Origin of the sequence: Microbacterium sp. K27 (assembly GCF_004794435.1) — a bacterium.
GTDB classification, from domain to species: Bacteria; Actinomycetota; Actinomycetes; order Actinomycetales; family Microbacteriaceae; genus Microbacterium; species Microbacterium maritypicum_A.
This window is the reverse complement of the sequence record NZ_SSDK01000038.1, coordinates 25561-41712: the sequence shown is the minus strand read 5'-3', so window position 1 is coordinate 41712 and position 16152 is coordinate 25561. Positions and strand designations below refer to the sequence as shown.

Genomic DNA, 16152 nt, shown 5'->3' with positions numbered 1-16152 from the left:
CTACCCCTTCGCGCTGCCGAGATCGACGGCCCACGGGTAGTAGATGAACGCCGCAGAGGCGGGGACACCCGTCACCGTCTTCGACATGATGAGCGTCGACGGCGTCGCGACGACCGGGATCCACACCGCGTGCTCCACCCAGCGCTTCTGCAGCTCTGTCGTGATCTCGGCGCGCTCGACGTCATCGGTCGCGGCGTAGCCCTCGTCCACCAGCGCATCGTATTCCGGGTCGGAGAAGACGCCGAAGTTCACGCTCGCATCGGACGCGCCGTTCTTGTAGAAGCCGAGGGGGTCGTTCTTCGAGATGTAGTACTCGTCGGGCCACAGATCGGCCTGGCCTCGGAGGTCGGGGTCGGAGTAGAAGTCGCCGTACTGCACCTGCGGGATCACGGTGATCTCCGCCTCGAGCCCGATCGATTGCGCCGCGGCGACCAGCGCATTCGCGATCACGTTGTGCGTCGAGGAGCCGTTCGAGGCGACGACGATCGGGGCGGAAGGGGCGCCGGCCTCGGCGATCAGGTCCTTGGCCGCCGCGAGATCGGCCTCGCTCGGCTTCGCGGGCGCGCCCTCGAGAGCGTCGTAGGCCTGCTCGAAGGTGTCGACCTCGTATCCCCATGCTCCCGAACCGACGGGTGTCTTCCATGGCTGGGCGAGACCGCCGAAGGCAGCCGTGGCGACACCGGTCCGGTCGAGGGCGAGCGAGAGGGCCTGACGGATGCGCTCATCCGTCAGTGCGCCGCGATCGGTCGCTTCGAGCACCCATGCGTTCGTCGAGGGTCCTTGATAGACGGACACGTCGGCGCTGCCGATGAAACTCCGGGCGGCGCCGGCGTTCTCGAGGAACGACCCCTGGGCCTCACCGGTCGTGACCGAGTTGGCTATCGCGGTCTCGTCGGCCCATCGGAAGACGACCTCGTCCGTGAGGGCGTCGACGTCGGAGTCCCAGTAGTCGGGGAACCTGGTGATGGTGAGCTGCGACCCCGCGTCCCACGACGTCACCTGGTACGGCCCGCTGCACGCGGAGGCCGAACCGGGGCTGCCGAAATCCTCTCCTTCGGCTTCGATCACACGCGGGTTCCAGACGATACCGCCATCGCCCGCCATCGCCTGGAGCAGGATCGCATCCGGCTGTGATGTCGTGACGGTGATCTGGTCGGCGCCGGTCTGCTCGATCGAGACCACGTTCCGGTACTCGTCGGATTCGGCGGCACCGTCCTCGGAGTGGCGCTGCATGCTCCACACGACGTCCGCCGTGCTCACGGGGCTGCCGTCGTGGAACAGCGCCCCCTGCCTGATGGTGAAGACGAGATGGGTGTCGTCGGTCCACTCGGCGTCCGATGCCAGCCCGGGGCCGAGGGTCAGATCGGGCTGCACCTGCATGAGCCGGTCGCAGACGTTCGCGAGAACCGTGTCGTCGGCGGTGGTCGCATCGATGTCGGCATCGAGTGTCGTCGGCTCTCCGCCGAGCATCCACGTCACGCTCTCGAGCGGGCCGGAGGCGGCGGGTGTCGTCGCGCCGAAAGGCACGTCGAGCGCGGCGTCGCCGTCTTCGCCCTTCGAGCCCGAACTGCAGCCGGCGAGCACGAATGCCGAGGCGGCGAGCACGCCGATTGTCACGGTGATGGGGTGATGCTGCTTCTTCATTGAACGCTATCTCCTCGGGTTCTCAATCTGTCGGTCAGGGGGAGGGGAGTTCGACGTGCGGGCCGTCGTAGAGGTTCCAGGGCAGCACCTCGTACTCGGTCTCGCAGGGGAATCCGTTCGCGACGCGGTACTCGCCGGTGGTGAGGTCGACACAGCTCGAGAGGAGCGTCGACCACTGCTTCACCGAGGGGGAGTCGGGATGCGGATGCGTGCAGACGCCCTCGGGGAAGCCGAGGTGATCCGACATCGCCTCACGCACGAGCGCGTAGCTCTGTTCGGGGTTCTCCGCACGCGCGACCGCCGCCAGCCCGGCCTGGACACGCGGCAGACGAAGCAGCGAATCCGCTGCCACCGGAAGGTAGGACCCGGCGAGCTGCGGCGGCACGGACGCCTGGAAGTGGTTGGTGTGCGCGATCACGCCGCGTTCGGGATAGATCCAGTCCACGCCGCTCGGCGTGGTCTCGAGGTCGATGCCGAATCCGCTGCGGTCGGCGAGGAGCGCATTGCTCGCGATATGGGGACGGGTCTTGACCAGCATCCTGAGCGCGCTCGCGATATCGCCCTGATCGAGCACGAGTCGGCGGATCAGGGTCTGCGGCACGCCGACCGCCGCTCCGAAGCTCCCCCCGAGCCCGTTGGCGTTCAACGAGATGCCGGCGGAGTTGGCGCCGTGGCGTCCCACCTGCCCGGCTTCCACCTGCATGATCACCGTGGGAAGCGGATCCTGCACGACGCGGACGATGAGGGTCGTTCCCGCGGTGCGCGTGCGCCAGTCCCAGTTCTGCCCGACGAGCGTGTGCCCGGTGCCGCTGCCCTCACCCGTCAGGAAGAACGACGTGCATCCGTCGACGGCGTCGTCGCGCTCGTCGTCGGCGGCACGGACCGTGGTGCTCGTGACGCGCGACGGTCCCTGGTGGTCGTAGACGAACTCGCCGCGCACGTTCAGCGTGACGATCTCGGTGAAGGCGACACCCGCCCCCTCCGCGATCCCCCGCATCTCCTCGACGAGGTGCGGCGCGATCTGCTCGCTGATCGGAACCCATCGCGAGACGGAATCCGTGATCGCGGCCCAGCTCATGCCGGTCTGCTGGGTCAGCGCTTCCGTGTAGTACTCGATCGAGCCGGCGATGAGGTCGGCGGCGGCCTCGCCGTATCGGCGCCCGCGCTCGCGGGGCGCCCCACTGATCTCGATCGTGCGGATCGGTGTCATGGCCGCCATGTGACCTCCCTGTCAGGTGCGCCTGTTGCGCAATGTGGTTGCACCCGAGATGATTGAATCATCCGTTACGGATGATGCGCCTCTCGAACAGAATGATACAGCAATGGAACCGTTTGTAACAAGCGATACAGAGAACCCCGCGCTCTCCGGCCTCCGCGCGCGCATCGCCAGGACGTGGAACGATCTCTCGAAATCCGAACGTGCCGTCTGCCGCGTGCTCTCATCGACGTCAGCCGAGCACATCCTCTATGCGAGCGCCGCCGAACTGGGCACCCAGAGCGGCACCTCGAACGCCTCCGTCGTGCGCACCCTGCAGAAGCTCGGATACTCGGGCCTCTCACATCTGAAGCAGGAGGTGGCCGCTCCGTTCTCGAGCAGCGTCTCGCCCGAGGTGCGCCTCAAGACCCGCATCGAGCACATCGGCCAGGATCTCGCCCGCATCCAGCAGGAGACCTGGGATGAGGCGGCGTCGCTCATCGAACTCGCCCGCAGCTCGAACGACGACGACGCGTATTCCGCCGCCATCACGCTGCTCATGCGCGCCGAGAGCATCTATTGCTACGGCCTCGGCGCCTCCGGGATCGCCGCCGAGAACCTCGCACTGCGCCTACGACGCACGGGACTCTCCACTCGACGGCTCAGCACCGACGGATTCCGTCTCGCAGACGAGGTCCTGAACCTCGGGGCGAAGGACGTCCTCGTCATCTTCGCGCCTGGACGGGTCACCCGCGACATCGATGTGCTCCTGGACCACGCGCAGTTGATGGGCGCCGGCGTCATCCTCGTGACCGACGAGCTCCACGAGAGGCTCTCCTCCCGTGTCGACGCGATCCTGACCGCACCGCACACCCCCACAGGGCTGACCTCCGAGAGCCTCTCGGCGATCCTGATCTCGGACGTGCTGGTCCAGGGCATCTCCGCCGTCGCCCCCGATGCGGCACTGCGTTCTTCACAGCTGCTCAACGACGTTCGGGCACGACTGGGCTACTGAGCCCCCACGCAGAAGCTCCGGTCGCCCTTCCTGTCGCCCGGCGGACCGGGAAGCGGCAGGAAGTGCGACCGGAGCACACCTCTGAGACGGGTTCGCGTCAGCTGGTGACGGCCCAGTCGAACTGGTCGCCGTACTCCTTCAGCCACGCGTCGACCGCGTCGGCTTCCTTGCCCTCGCCGTACTCGTTCACCACGAGGTCTTCGAGTGCGCCGTACTGCGCGTCGTCGAGCTTGATCTTCTCAATCAGCTCAGCGGCCTCGGGGAACTCCTCCGCGAAGCCCTTGGTGCCCAGGAAGTGCAGGCCCTCGGCCTTGCCCATAGCGCCCTTCGGGTCTTCGAGGTCCTTCACGGGGAAGGCATCGTTGGCCCAGAACGGACGCCACAGCGTCACGACGATGTCCTCCTGCTTGTCGGTCGCGGTCTTCAGCTCGGTGAGCATGGCCGCGGTCGACGAGGTCACGAGTTCGTACTCGCTGTCGAGTCCGTACTCGGGCATCATCTTCTGGGTCTGGGCGGTGAGACCCGCGCCCGGCTCGATGCCGTAGATCTTGCCGTCGAACTCGGCACCCTTGCCCACGAGGTCCTCGATCGAGGTGAGCTCGGAGTACTCGGGTACGGCGAGCGTGAGCTTGGCGCTCTCGTAGTACTTGCCCAGATCCTCGATGTCGTCGCCGTACTTCTCCATGTACGAGGCGTGGGTGAGTTCGGGCCACGCCGACGGGTACATGTCGACGTCACCCTGCGCGAGTCCGGTGTAGAGCGGTCCCGCCTCGGTGAGCGTCTTCATCTCGACCGTGTAACCGATCTTCTCGAGCTGGTCCTGCAGCAGGTATGCGGTGCTGAGGCCGTCGGTCCACGAGGGCAGGAAGCCCAGCGTGATCGTGCCCTTGTCATCGGCCGAGCCGTCGCCGCCGCCCGTACCGCCGGCGCCGTCGCCGCTGCATCCGGCGAGGGTGAGCGCCGCTGCGGCACCGAGCGCTGTGATTGCGAGGATCTTCTTCTTCATGTGATTTCTCTCTCTTGCGTTCCGTATGGGTGTTGTTTCGTAGGGGTGTGAGTCAGTGCACTCCGCCACCGACGGCGTTGCGTCGCGGAGCGGCTTCGGCACGTTCCGCCGCAGCCGCGGCATCCTGCTGCTCGATGACCTCGGGAGCGGGAGCGGATGCTGTTCCGCCACCGTTCGGAGTGCGTCGACGCTCGATCATGCCGAGCAGCGACGACCGGTTCTCGCCCGGCGCGCCCAGCGCCGCGGTGACGCGGTCGAGGAAGACCGCGATCAGCACGACGCCGAGGCCGGCCTCCACGCCCTTCGGGATGTTGATCGTCGAGATCGCCTCGACGACCATCTTCCCGAGACCGTCCGCGCCGGCCATACCGGCGATGACCGCCATCGACAGGGCGAGCATGATGACCTGGTTGACGCCGGCCATGATGGTCGGCATCGCGAGCGGCAGCTGGATACCGCGCAGGATCTGGCCGGGCTTCGCACCGAAGGCCTGTCCCGCCTCGACGGTCTCGGAGTCGACGCCACGGATGCCGAGTTCGGTCAGGCGCACGCCCGGAGGCAGCGCGAAGATCACGGTGGCCACCAGGCCCGGCACCACGCCGATGCCGAAGAACACGATCGCGGGGATCAGGTACACGAACGCCGGCATGGTCTGCATGAAGTCGAGCACGGGCTTGAGCACCGCGCGCACCGTGGCGTTGCGCGCCGACCAGATGCCGAGCGGCACGGCGATCATTACCGCGATCACGGCGGCGACGAGCACCAAGGCGAGAGTCTGCATGGCGGGGACCCAGAGGTCCATCCCCACGATCAGCGCGAACGACACGATCGTGCCGATCGCGAGCTGCCACGAGCGCACGACCCAGGCGATGAGTGCGGCGATCACGATGATGACCACGAAGTTCGGGGCGAGGAGCGCTCGGGTGAGACCGTCGACGAGGAAGCTCATCACGAACGAGATCACATCGAGCAGGCCGTCGAGGTTGTCCTTGATCCAGTCGACAGCGGACTCGATCCAGGTTCCGATGGGAATGCGGAAGCCATCCATCAGCGCACCTCCTCCGTGGTCGGGGCGTCGACCGGGTCGGCGGTCCACCCGTCATCGAGCACGGCATCGATCTCGGCCTGGGGCATCGGCATCATCGGCAGGGTGATCTCCTCGGTCGCGCCGGGCCCGGGGCCGAGGGCGGCGAGCAGGGTGACGCGCGGGATCACACCCACGAGACGGCCGTCGGCGTCGATCACGGCGAGCGGCAGCGGAGACTCGACGGCGGGAACGAAGAGGTTCATCAGCACGTCGTCCTCGCGCACGCTCTGCAGCACGGGCTTGATGATCGAATCGAGGGTGGTCGCGCCGTTGCGCACGAGCTTGACCGCATCCCGGTCGGTCACGACGCCCACGAGCTGCCGGTCGCGGCCGACGACGTAGGTGGCCGACATGTACGCGTCGCGCATCTGCCGCAGCGCCGTGCGGGGGCCGGCGGTGTGCGGCACGACGGGGCGCGGGCGCTCCATCACGTTCGCGGCGGTGAGCACGCGAGCGCGGTCGACGTCCTGCACGAACTGCTCGACGTAGTCGTTGGCCGGGTCCATCAGGATGTCCTCCGGCGTGCCGATCTGCACGATACGGCCGTCGCGCATGACCGCGATGCGGTCGCCCAGGAACATGGCCTCGTTCAGGTCGTGGGTGATGAAGACGATCGTCTTCTGCAGCTTCTGCTGCAGTTCGAGCAGCTGCTCCTGCATCTCGCGGCGGATCAGCGGGTCGAGGGCACTGAACGCCTCGTCCATCAACAGGATGTCGCTGTCGGCGGCGAGCGCACGGGCGATGCCCACGCGCTGCTGCATTCCGCCGGAGAGTTCGGAGGGGAGCTTCTCGCCCTGGCCCTCGAGGCCGACCAGGGAGAGGATCTCCTCCGCCTTGGCCAGACGCTCGGCCTTGGGAGTGCCCTTGAGCTCGAGCGGGTAGGCGACGTTCGCGGCGACCGAGCGGTGCGGCAGCAGGGCGAAGTGCTGGAACACCATCGAGATGCGGTCGCGACGGATCTCGCGGAGCCTCGATGACGGGATGCCGGTGATCGGGTCGCCGTTGACGGTGACGGTGCCGTCGGTGACGTCGTGCAGACCGTTGAGCATGCGGATGATGGTGGACTTGCCCGATCCGGACAGCCCCATGATGACGAAGATCTCACCGCGGTTGACGGTGAAGCTGGCGTCGATGACCGCCGCGGTACCGGCATCCGCGACGGCGGCACGGCTCTCACCGGCTTTCAATCGACGGACGGCGGTGTTCGGATTCTTACCGAAAACCTTGTACAGATGGCGCGCTTCGAGAGCGATTTCGGACACGTTTCCCCCGCGGCTCGCCTTCGGGTGGCTGAGCCTGCTTCGGTTACGCCCGGGTGAGGCTCTCGGGGCCGTTCGACGTGTTCGCTGTGGCGGCACAGACGGCGGATTTCGGATCCGCCGCGATAGAGCATCGACCGTACGTCCACGCCTCTTCGCAGCACAGCTCATCGAAAGAAGGACGTGGTCGCGGACTGGTCTTCGGGCCGTCAGGCCCACGTTCCAACGTAACGAAATGGCCGATCAGGGGCAAATCCTGGGTCCGCGGCACGCTCGGGTTTCCGTCGCTGACCGGGGAATTGCACGGGTATTCAACAATCCCTCCGCGCGGCTGGCGGCAGGCCGGAATCGCCCTCTCAGGAGCCGCGGATGCTGCGTGTCACGGTGAACTTCGGTGTGCGTTCCACCTGCACGGTCGCACCGACCAGCCGGGTGAGTTCGGGGCGGTACGCGAGCGAAGAGTTGTAGACGGTGAAGAGTTCGCCGCCCGGTCGGAGCAGGCGTGCCGCGGCCTCGAACAGGCGGGTCGCCGCCCCCGTGTGGATGCTCGCGCCGAGGTGGAACGGCGGGTTCAGCAGGATCACGTCGAAGGAGGCGTCCGGCAGCTCGGAGGCCGCGTCGTCATGGGTGACCGTGACCCGGTCGGCGACGCCGTTCGCGGCGACCGTCGCCTGCGCGGATGCCACAGCGGCGGCGGATCGGTCGGTCGCCGTCACACGTGCATCGGGGTGAGCGAGCGCGTACGAGACGGCGAGCGCTCCCGTGCCGCAGCCGAGATCGAGCACGCGTGGCGCGGCGGCCGGCGGCTGAGCACGGAGCGCGTCGAGCAGCACACGCGTGCCGATGTCGAGGCGCGCGCCCGCGAAGGCTCCGCCATGGGCGACCAAGGTCAGCCCGTCATGCTGCGCGGTCACGGGGTACGGCGGATCGACCGGGACCGGCAGGGCTTCCGACGCCACGATCAGACGCGACTTCCGCTCGGCGCGTTGGGGCTGAACCCGCGCGAAGCTGCGTCCCAGCACCTCGTTCTGCGTGAGGGTCATGTGCTTCACCCGCCCTCCGGCGACGAGCACCACGTCGGGAGCCGCCCAGCGGGCGACCGCATCCGCGATCTCCTCGAGCTCCGCGAGCGCCTTCGGCAGCTGCAGCAGCACCAGTTTCGCGCCGGTGAGCAGTTCGGCATCGAGCTCGCGGAGGCGGAACGGTTCGTCGAAACCCAGACCATCCGACTTACCCTCGGCGTGTTGCGGGGCGACGCGCCGCACCGGGGCGCCCTCGTCTCCGTTTCGGCCGTCCGCGACGGCGAGTCCGAGCTCCTCGGAGTTGCGCAGCAGAGCCCGCCGACCGGTCGCGAGGTCCTGATGCACGCGGATGCCGTGTCTCCCGGCGGCGACGAGAGCGAGGGTGATCGCACCGTACTCGTCGCCGATCACCACGGTCTCGGAGCCGGCGACATCGAGCGCGAGCGCCCGTTCGACGAGCAGCAGATCGGTCGCGTCATGAGCCTGGAGGTTGTCCGCCTCGACGTCGGGCCAGCGGCGCAGGCGGCTGTAGGGGAACTCCGGCACCAGCCCACTGTACGCGGCGGCCGTAAGGATTTCGCATGCGTTGTTTTCGCCCGATTCACAAGTTTGTGAATCGGGCGTACGCTCCCGCGCATGACCACCGTCATCACCACCCGGAACCTCACCAAGCACTACGGCCACGTGCACGCTCTCGACGGCCTCGACCTCACGGTCGAACACGGCCAGGTGCACGGCTTCCTCGGCCCGAACGGTGCGGGCAAGTCGACCACCATCCGCGTCCTCCTCGGCCTCGCGCGGCGCACCGGGGGCGAGGCGACCGTGTTCGGTGAGGATCCCTGGAATCGCGCGGTCGAGCTGCATCGACGCATCGCGTACGTTCCCGGTGACGTCAGCGTCTGGCCCAACCTGTCGGGAGGTGAGGCCGTCGATCTGCTCGCCCGGCTGCGGGGAGCGCACACCAAGGACCCCGCCTACCAGCACGAGAAGAAGCGGCTGATGGACGCGTTCCAGTTCGATCCGCGCAAGAAGGGCCGCGCCTACTCGAAGGGAAACCGGCAGAAGGTCGCCCTCATCGCGGCGTTCGCGGTGCCCGCCGACCTCTACATCCTCGACGAGCCCACCAGCGGCCTCGATCCCCTGATGGCGGTCATCTTCCAGCGCGAGGTCGCCCGTGCGCATGCGAACGGTGCGACCGTGCTGCTGTCGAGCCACATCATGAGTGAGGTCGAGCAGTTGTGCGACCGGGTGTCGATCATCCGCGCCGGCCGCATCGTCGAGACCGGCACGCTCACGGAGCTGCGGCACCTCACGCGCAGTGACGTGTCGTTCACCCCCTCCGGAGCCACCCTCGAGCAGGTCGCCCGCATCCCGGATGTGCACAGCCCGGAGCAGCAGGGCGACCGCATCCGCCTCGCCGTCGACAGCGACCGCACGGCCACCGTGCTCCCCGCGCTCGCGGCCCTCGGCATCAGCGACCTGCGCGTCGCGCCGCCTTCGCTCGAGGAGCTGTTCCTGCGCCACTACGGCGATGACCTCGCGACGCTCGAGGCCGCGGAGGACGGTCGGACGGACGACGCGAGCCCCTCCACCCGCCGCGAGCGGCGTGCGCAGAAGGAGCGTGCGTGATGAGCGCCTTCGGAGTGCTGCTCCGACAGCGGCTGCGGCGTGACCGGCTGCAGCTGACCCTGTGGATCGTCGGCACGGCGCTGATGGCGTTCGCGGGGTACGCCGGTGTCAGCCAGTCGTACGCCACCCTCGCCGACCGGCAGAACATCCTGGCCGCGGCGCTCGCGAACCCGGTGATCCTGATGTTCCGCGGCCTCCCCTCCGGCACATCCGAGGGCGCGTTCCTCGCCTTCGAGGTGCTGCCGTGGCTGGCACTGCTCGCCGCGCTCATGAGCACGTTCCTCGCCGTGCGGCACACCCGCGGCGATGAGGAGGCCGGGCGCGCCGAGCTCGTGTGGGCGACTCCGGCCGGACGCCGCCTGCCGACGATCGCCACCATCGTGCACGGCATCCTGGCGAACGTCGTGCTGGCCGCGCTCACAACGCTCGCGCTGGTCGCCACCGGACTCCCGGCGGGAGGATCGCTCCTCACCGGAGCTGCGGCCGCGTCGTGCGGCATCGCATTCCTCGGCATCGGCCTGCTGGCCGCACAGTTCATGCGCACCTCGCGCGGGGCGAACTCCCTGACGGTCTGGGTGCTCGTGGCGACGTTCCTGATCCGCGGCATCGGCAACGCGGCAGGAACCCCGAGCGATGACCTCACGAGCATGACGAGCGCCTGGCCCGCCTGGCTCTCCCCCTTCGGCTGGGTCGAGCAGACCCGCCCGTACGACACCGATATCGTCTGGCCGATGCTGCTCGGGCTCGGTTTCGGGTTCGTGCTCGCCGGTGCCGCCGTCGCCCTGCAGTCGCTGCGCGACATCGATGCCGGTTTCGTCGCGGAGCGCCTCGGCCGGGTCTCGGCACGACCGACCCTCGCCTCGCCCCACGCCCTGGTGTGGCGGCTCACCTCCGGCTCGATCGTGGGCTGGGCGATCGGAGGCGCCATCACGGGTATCCTCGCCACCACGCTGAGCGGGCTGGTCGACCAGATCTCGGGCGAGAATCCGGCCGTCGCCGACATTCTGAAGAAGATCGGAGGCGCGACGGGCGGACTCGACGAGGTCGTCGTCACGGTGTTCTTCACCCTGCTCGGGATCCTGGCCGCGTGCTGTGCCGTACAGACGGTGGTGCGCGCGCGACAGGAGGAGGCCCATGGCACCGCCGAGGCCGTGCTCGCCACCCCGGTCGGTCGCGTGCGCTGGCTCGCCGACTTCGTGATCGTCGGGATCGTCGCGGTGCTGATCGTGGTCGCCGCCGCGGTGCTCGCCGGCTGGGCGGGTGTCTGGTCGAACGGCGGCGACGCGTCGCTCTACCGCATCGTCGCGGTGGCCGGGCTCGGCCAGGCGGTCGCGGCCTCGATCTTCGCGGTGCTCACGGCGCTGGTGTTCGTGCTCCTCCCCCGGGCGACGACAGCGGTGGCGTGGAGCCTCGTGCTGCTCGCGGCCCTGCTCGGCATGTTCGGCCCCCTGTTCGGCCTGCCGGAATGGAGTGCGAACCTCTCGCCCTTCGCCGTGACCCCCGTGGTGGACGGCAGCGGCGTGGACGTGCGCGGCCTGTGGTGGCTGATGCTCGCGCTGGCCGCTGGAGCTGCAGGATCCCTGGCCCTGATGAGGCGGCGCGAACTCGCCCCCGGAGCATAGGAGGACTCCGATGGCCGACGACAGCACCGACGACCTCGACCCCGAGGCGTCGATTCGCCACAGCGACTCCCACCGCGGGATGGAACCCGCTGAGCAGGCCGCGGCCATGATGACCGCGGCCGGGATGCCACGCATGCCCGCCCGCGTGATGATGGCGCTGATCGCCGCCCCCGAGAGCGGATACACCGCCGCCCAGCTCGGCGAGCGCCTCGGGGTCTCGGCAGCCGCCGTCTCCGGTGCGGTGCGCTACCTGCAGCAGCTGCACTTCATCCAGCGCCGCTCACGACCCGGCGACCGGCGCGACCGCTACGAGTTCGTGCACGATCCGTTCTACAGCTCGATCGTCGGGAACATGCCGGTGTACTCGCGCCTGTCGGAGTACATCGACGACATCGCCGCCGCGCACGACGACGACCGGGGCGCGCATGACCGGGCCGTCGAACTGGCCGAATTCTTCCGCTTCCTCTCCGTGCGCATGCTGCAGATCGTCGAGGACTGGCGCGAGCACCGCCGCGACGCCGACTGACCGCAACATCCACCCGTCGGCCGAAACGGAGACCATCCGCGTGCGCTCCGGCGTGCCGCGCGTCGACGCGCCGAGCCCGAGACGAATGCTCTGGGTTTTCGCACGCGAGACGACGAGGGGTTGACACCCGCGCGGGTTGCATGGTTACTTAGTCGAGTAAGTAACCCACTAACCCAGCGGAGGACTCGTGATCGAAGAAGGCAAGCCGCTCTTCCTCCAGATCGCCGAGCAGATCGAGGACTCGATCGTCGACGGCTCGCTCGCCGAGGAGGCGCAGGCCCCTTCCACGAACGAGCTGGCCGCGTTCTATCGCATCAACCCCGCCACCGCAGCCAAGGGAGTCGCCATGCTCACCGACAAGGGAGTGCTCTACAAGCGCCGAGGCATCGGCATGTTCGTCGCCGACGGCGCCAGGGAGCTGCTCCTCGGCGAGCGCCGTGCCGCCTTCGCCGACCGCTACATCGACCCGCTCCTCGCCGAGGCCCGCACGCTCGGGCTCGGCGCCGAAGACCTCGCGGCCCTGCTCCGGCATCGCGCCGCACTGACCACCGACGCAGAAGGGAAGACCCCCGCATGACCACCGTCATCGAGGTGCAGAACCTCAGCAAGCGCTACAAGGAGAAGCGAGCCCTCGACAACGTGTCGCTCGCCATCGAGGGTGGCGCCATCTACGGCCTCCTCGGTCGCAACGGGGCAGGGAAGACGACACTCATGTCGATCCTCACGGCCCAGAACTTCGAATCGTCCGGCACCGTGAAGGTGTTCGGCGAGCACCCGTATGAGAATGCGCACGTGCTCAGCCGGATCTGCTTCGTCCGCGAGAGCCAGAAGTACCCCGACGACGCGTACCCCAAGCACGCCTTCAAGGCTGCGAGCCTGTTCTTCCCGAACTGGGACCAGTCGCTCGCCGACGAGCTCATCGCCGAGTTCCAGCTGCCGATGAAGCAGACCATCAAGAAGCTCTCCCGCGGACAGCTCTCCGCGGTCGGCGTCATCATCGGACTCGCCTCGCGCGCCGAGATCACGTTCTTCGACGAGCCCTACCTCGGCCTCGACGCCGTCGCCAGGCAGATCTTCTACGACCGTCTGGTCGAGGACTACGCCGAGCACCCGCGCACCGTCATCCTCTCGTCGCACCTGATCGACGAGGTGTCCAACCTCATCGAGAAGGTCATCGTGATCGACAACGGCCGGATCCTCCTGAACGAGGACACGGATGCGGTGCGGGACCGCGCCGTGACCGTGGTGGGCGACGCCGCGGAGGTCGACGCCTGGGTGGGAGCCCGCGAGGTGCTGCACCGTGAGGCGCTCGGCCGCGTGGCCTCCGCCACCGTCCTCGGTGCCGTGTCCCCGGCGGAGCGTGCGGAGATCACGGCCTCCGGGCTCGACCTCGCGCCGGTCTCGCTGCAGCAGCTGATCGTGCGCCTCACCCAGAAGGCCGAGGCCGACTCCGCGAGATCGGCCATCACGAAAGAGGAGGTGCGCTGATGCGACGCACGCTCAACGTCATCCGCCTGCAGATGATCAATCGACAGACGTTCATCTGGGTCCCGCTGATCGTCCTCGCCGGAGCAACACTGATCTCGGTGCTGATCTACGCGATGATCCCGGGGGACTCCCCTAAATACGGCGGCGGCGGCCAGGCGCCCCTCTGGTACTTCTTCGCCATCGGGCTGTCGGCGATGACGCTCACGTTCCCGTTCTCCCAGGCGATGAGCATCACACGTCGCGAGTTCTTCTTCGGCACGATGCTGACCGCGGTGCTCGCCAGCACGTTCATGGGCGCACTCTTCCTGGTCGGTGGCGGCATCGAGGTCGCCACGAACGGCTACGGCGTGAACGGCTGGGTGTTCTATCTTCCGTGGTTGTGGGAGGCGGGACCGCTCGGGGCCTTCATCGTCTACTTCACGCTCGCGCTGTTCTTCTTCGTGGTCGGCTTCACGGGCGCCACGATCTACAAGAGCTGGGGGCTCACGGTCCTGACGATCACGTGGATCGCGCTGGCACTGATCCTCGTCGGAATCGTGTACCTCGTGACCAGGCTCGAGCTGTGGGGACAGGTCTGGACCGGGATCGGCGATCTGGGGGCCCTCGGCCTCGCGCTGTGGGGCCTCGTGGTCACCGCGGCCCTCATGGGCGTCTCGTTCCTCGCCTTTCGCAGAGCCATCCCGTAGACCCACCGACCGCCTCGTCGACGCCGGTCGCCCTCCCGGGCGGCCGGCGTCGCGTGTACGCGCTACCCGTACGTCCCCGAGGACGCAACCCGCTCGCCCCCGACGCACAGGACGCATAGGCTCGCGGGACCACCCGCCCCTACCGCACACGCCCCGACCGCGCCCACCCCGACCGAGAGGACGCCGTGCCCCAGACCCGCACCCGGCTCCGGGTACGACGAGCAGGAGTCCAACGCGCACTCCACGACGCCGTCCGCCCCGCCCGCCTCCTGCTCGTGGCCAAGACGACCCTCGCGGTCGGACTGGCCTGGATGATCGCCCCGCACATGCCCGGGGTCACCGACGAGTACCCCTACTACGCTCCGCTCGGGGCCCTGTTGAGCATGTACCCGACGCTGATGGGTTCGGCGAAGTCGAGTCTGCAGACCCTGCTCGGCCTCGCCACGGGCATCGGGCTCGCCACGATCGTGGTGCTGACGATCGGCCCGACCTGGTGGAGCATCCCGCTGGTGGTCGGGGTCGGAGTGCTGCTCTCCGGCACGGGCTGGTTCGGTGTCGGTCGCGAGTACGTGCCGATGGCCGCGCTGTTCGTGCTGATCATCGGCGGGCAGGACGCCGATGACTACTCGCTCGGCTACCTGACCCAGACGGCCGTCGGGGTGATCGTCGGGTTGCTGGTGAACCTCATCATCGCGCCGGCACCGCTGACCGTCGCGGCAGCCGGGCGGGTGGCGGCCTTCCGGGAGCAACTGGCCGCGCACCTACACGACATCGGCTCCGCGGTCTCGGAGTCGTGGCCTCCTGAGCACGAGCAATGGGCCGACGATGCGGCGTCGCTCGCCGACACGTCCTCCGCGCTGCGCTCGGCTCTCACGGAGGCGGACGAGAGCAGACGCGGCAACCCTCGCGCCAAGGGCCATCGCACCCGGATCCAGCAGAGCCACGATGAACTCGCCGCCCTCGATCGCATCGCGCACCTCATCCGCGACATCTCCGACGAGATCGCCGACACCATCTGGGATCGACCGGCCGGCCTGGCGCTCGACCCCGCCCTGCCGGATCCCCTGTCCGCGGCCTGTCACGCGGTCGCCGACGTGATCGCTCGCGGTGACGCCTCCTCCAGTGACGATCACCGCGCTCGCGGAGAGGCGGCCCGTGCGATCCGACTGCTTCTCGAGACCGTCGACGACCGCACCATCGATGTCCGGCGGTCGATGGGACCCGGCGTGCTCACCGCCATGCATCTGCGGCGGATCCTGATCCTGAGCGGGACGCCCGCCCCGGCGGAGGAGTAGCAGCCTGAGCCGCGTCAGATGGTGTCGTCGGCGGCGATCAGATCCAGTTGCCAGTACCGACCCTCGGAGTCGGAACTGTCGTGGGCATCATCGGCGGCGCTCAAGACGTCGTTGATCTTCACCATCACATCGTCGAACTCCGACTCGGTGAGCCGGATGGTGCGCTGGGTGAAGGCGGCGTGCACCTCGGCCGTGCGCCCGGCCACGTACTCCGGGGTCCAGGCCATCACCCGGCGGATCAGATCCTGATGGTCCTCGACGAGGGCGGCGATCACCGCAGAGCCGAGAGCCTCGTCGGCGACGGGGCTCTCGGGCCCTCCGACGTTGAGCGCACCCTTGTGTCCGGTCCAGACACGATCGCGCCGATCGCGGGCCTTGTCGGGCGCCTCTTCGATGAGCCCGGCGTCGGCGAGCGCGCGCAGATGGAAGCTCGCACTGTTCGCCGGCACGCCCAGTTCCGTCGCGATATCGGCGGCGCGGAGGAACTCCCGCCGCGAGAACAGCCGGATCATCTGGCGCCGCAGTGGGTGCGAGTAGGCCTTGAGCATGGCCGAGGTCATCCAGACGGGATCGTCGCTGGTGCTCTTCGCGGTGTCCTCCGTCATGTGCCGATCCTACCCGCACCCAGAATTGCGCAATAAGAGTTGCGCAATAGTTCTTGCGCATCTATTCTCAAGA

Annotated in this window: 15 protein-coding genes; 8 read left to right on the top strand and 7 right to left on the bottom strand. The window is 68.3% G+C overall.

From position 1 onward, the window contains the following. Together DW307_RS09415 and DW307_RS09410 are read right to left on the bottom strand one after the other, a co-directional pair. On the bottom strand, positions 1-1644 hold the full coding sequence (locus DW307_RS09415; protein ID WP_136024581.1) for an ABC transporter substrate-binding protein: 1644 nt from the start codon (positions 1642-1644) through the stop codon (positions 1-3). A 34-nt stretch (positions 1645-1678) separates the two neighbouring features. Next, a complete protein-coding gene (locus tag DW307_RS09410) occupies positions 1679-2863 on the bottom strand; it encodes a C45 family autoproteolytic acyltransferase/hydolase (protein ID WP_136024580.1) in 1185 nt (394 codons plus the stop codon). A 103-nt stretch (positions 2864-2966) separates the two neighbouring features. Between DW307_RS09410 and DW307_RS09405 the strand changes: the two genes are divergently transcribed. After that, entirely contained in the window at positions 2967-3854 is an 888-nt protein-coding gene (locus tag DW307_RS09405) for a MurR/RpiR family transcriptional regulator (protein WP_021200156.1), read from the top strand. 97 nt (positions 3855-3951) lie between these two features. On the opposite strand, the gene DW307_RS09400 is transcribed toward DW307_RS09405, so the two are convergent. From DW307_RS09400 to DW307_RS09385, 4 genes are all read right to left on the bottom strand, one after another. Continuing rightward, positions 3952-4860 carry a glycine betaine ABC transporter substrate-binding protein gene (locus DW307_RS09400; protein ID WP_136024579.1) on the bottom strand — a complete coding sequence of 303 codons (909 nt, stop codon included), beginning with the start codon at positions 4858-4860 and terminating at the stop codon, positions 3952-3954. A 52-nt stretch (positions 4861-4912) separates the two neighbouring features. Continuing rightward, positions 4913-5908 (bottom strand): ABC transporter permease, encoded by a 996-nt coding sequence (locus DW307_RS09395; protein ID WP_136024578.1) that lies wholly within the window; start codon positions 5906-5908, stop codon positions 4913-4915. Then, positions 5908-7209 (bottom strand): quaternary amine ABC transporter ATP-binding protein, encoded by a 1302-nt coding sequence (locus tag DW307_RS09390; RefSeq protein ID WP_021200153.1) that lies wholly within the window; start codon positions 7207-7209, stop codon positions 5908-5910. The genes DW307_RS09395 and DW307_RS09390 overlap by 1 nt, the downstream gene beginning before the upstream one ends. 353 nt (positions 7210-7562) lie before the next feature. Continuing rightward, the gene (locus DW307_RS09385) at positions 7563-8774 is read right to left on the bottom strand and encodes a class I SAM-dependent methyltransferase (RefSeq protein ID WP_029264728.1); all 1212 of its coding nucleotides are present in this window, start codon (positions 8772-8774) and stop codon (positions 7563-7565) included. Between the two features lie 90 nt (positions 8775-8864). Between DW307_RS09385 and DW307_RS09380 the strand changes: the two genes are divergently transcribed. The 7 genes from DW307_RS09380 (at position 8865) to DW307_RS09350 (ending at position 15474) form a co-directional block, all read left to right on the top strand. After that, positions 8865-9857, top strand: coding sequence for an ABC transporter ATP-binding protein (locus DW307_RS09380; RefSeq protein WP_136024577.1), 993 nt, complete (start codon positions 8865-8867; stop codon positions 9855-9857). Next, positions 9857-11479, top strand: coding sequence for an ABC transporter permease (locus DW307_RS09375; RefSeq protein WP_029264727.1), 1623 nt, complete (start codon positions 9857-9859; stop codon positions 11477-11479). The genes DW307_RS09380 and DW307_RS09375 overlap by 1 nt, the downstream gene beginning before the upstream one ends. 10 nt (positions 11480-11489) lie before the next feature. Next, the gene (locus DW307_RS09370; protein WP_029264726.1) at positions 11490-12005 is read left to right on the top strand and encodes a GbsR/MarR family transcriptional regulator; all 516 of its coding nucleotides are present in this window, start codon (positions 11490-11492) and stop codon (positions 12003-12005) included. Positions 12006-12192: 187 nt separating this feature from the next. Further along, a complete protein-coding gene (locus DW307_RS09365) occupies positions 12193-12582 on the top strand; it encodes a GntR family transcriptional regulator (RefSeq protein ID WP_029258829.1) in 390 nt (129 codons plus the stop codon). Further along, the gene (locus tag DW307_RS09360) at positions 12579-13493 is read left to right on the top strand and encodes an ABC transporter ATP-binding protein (protein ID WP_136024576.1); all 915 of its coding nucleotides are present in this window, start codon (positions 12579-12581) and stop codon (positions 13491-13493) included. The genes DW307_RS09365 and DW307_RS09360 overlap by 4 nt, the downstream gene beginning before the upstream one ends. Beyond that, positions 13493-14179 (top strand): hypothetical protein, encoded by a 687-nt coding sequence (locus DW307_RS09355; RefSeq protein WP_021200146.1) that lies wholly within the window; start codon positions 13493-13495, stop codon positions 14177-14179. The genes DW307_RS09360 and DW307_RS09355 overlap by 1 nt, the downstream gene beginning before the upstream one ends. Positions 14180-14364: 185 nt before the next feature. Beyond that, positions 14365-15474: an FUSC family protein gene (locus tag DW307_RS09350; RefSeq protein WP_031207473.1), complete on the top strand. Its 1110-nt coding sequence runs from the start codon at positions 14365-14367 to the stop codon at positions 15472-15474. A gap of 14 nt (positions 15475-15488) precedes the next feature. Here DW307_RS09350 and DW307_RS09345 read toward each other — a convergent pair whose 3' ends face one another. Beyond that, positions 15489-16079, bottom strand: a complete 591-nt coding sequence (locus tag DW307_RS09345) for a winged helix-turn-helix domain-containing protein (RefSeq protein ID WP_136024575.1) — start codon at positions 16077-16079, stop codon at positions 15489-15491. Between the last annotated feature and the right edge of the window lie 73 nt (positions 16080-16152).

Excerpts from the sequence above, each read along its gene's own strand:
- DW307_RS09415 (WP_136024581.1), bottom strand. The coding sequence starts at position 1,644 with ATGAAGAAGCAGCATCACCCCATCACCGTGACAATCGGCGTGCTCGCC.
- DW307_RS09410 (WP_136024580.1), bottom strand. The coding sequence starts at position 2,863 with ATGGCGGCCATGACACCGATCCGCACGATCGAGATCAGTGGGGCGCCC.
- DW307_RS09405 (WP_021200156.1), top strand. The coding sequence starts at position 2,967 with ATGGAACCGTTTGTAACAAGCGATACAGAGAACCCCGCGCTCTCCGGC.
- DW307_RS09400 (WP_136024579.1), bottom strand. The coding sequence starts at position 4,860 with ATGAAGAAGAAGATCCTCGCAATCACAGCGCTCGGTGCCGCAGCGGCG.
- DW307_RS09395 (WP_136024578.1), bottom strand. The coding sequence starts at position 5,908 with ATGGATGGCTTCCGCATTCCCATCGGAACCTGGATCGAGTCCGCTGTC.
- DW307_RS09380 (WP_136024577.1), top strand. The coding sequence starts at position 8,865 with ATGACCACCGTCATCACCACCCGGAACCTCACCAAGCACTACGGCCAC.
- DW307_RS09375 (WP_029264727.1), top strand. The coding sequence starts at position 9,857 with ATGAGCGCCTTCGGAGTGCTGCTCCGACAGCGGCTGCGGCGTGACCGG.
- DW307_RS09370 (WP_029264726.1), top strand. The coding sequence starts at position 11,490 with ATGGCCGACGACAGCACCGACGACCTCGACCCCGAGGCGTCGATTCGC.
- DW307_RS09360 (WP_136024576.1), top strand. The coding sequence starts at position 12,579 with ATGACCACCGTCATCGAGGTGCAGAACCTCAGCAAGCGCTACAAGGAG.
- DW307_RS09355 (WP_021200146.1), top strand. The coding sequence starts at position 13,493 with ATGCGACGCACGCTCAACGTCATCCGCCTGCAGATGATCAATCGACAG.
- DW307_RS09345 (WP_136024575.1), bottom strand. The coding sequence starts at position 16,079 with ATGACGGAGGACACCGCGAAGAGCACCAGCGACGATCCCGTCTGGATG.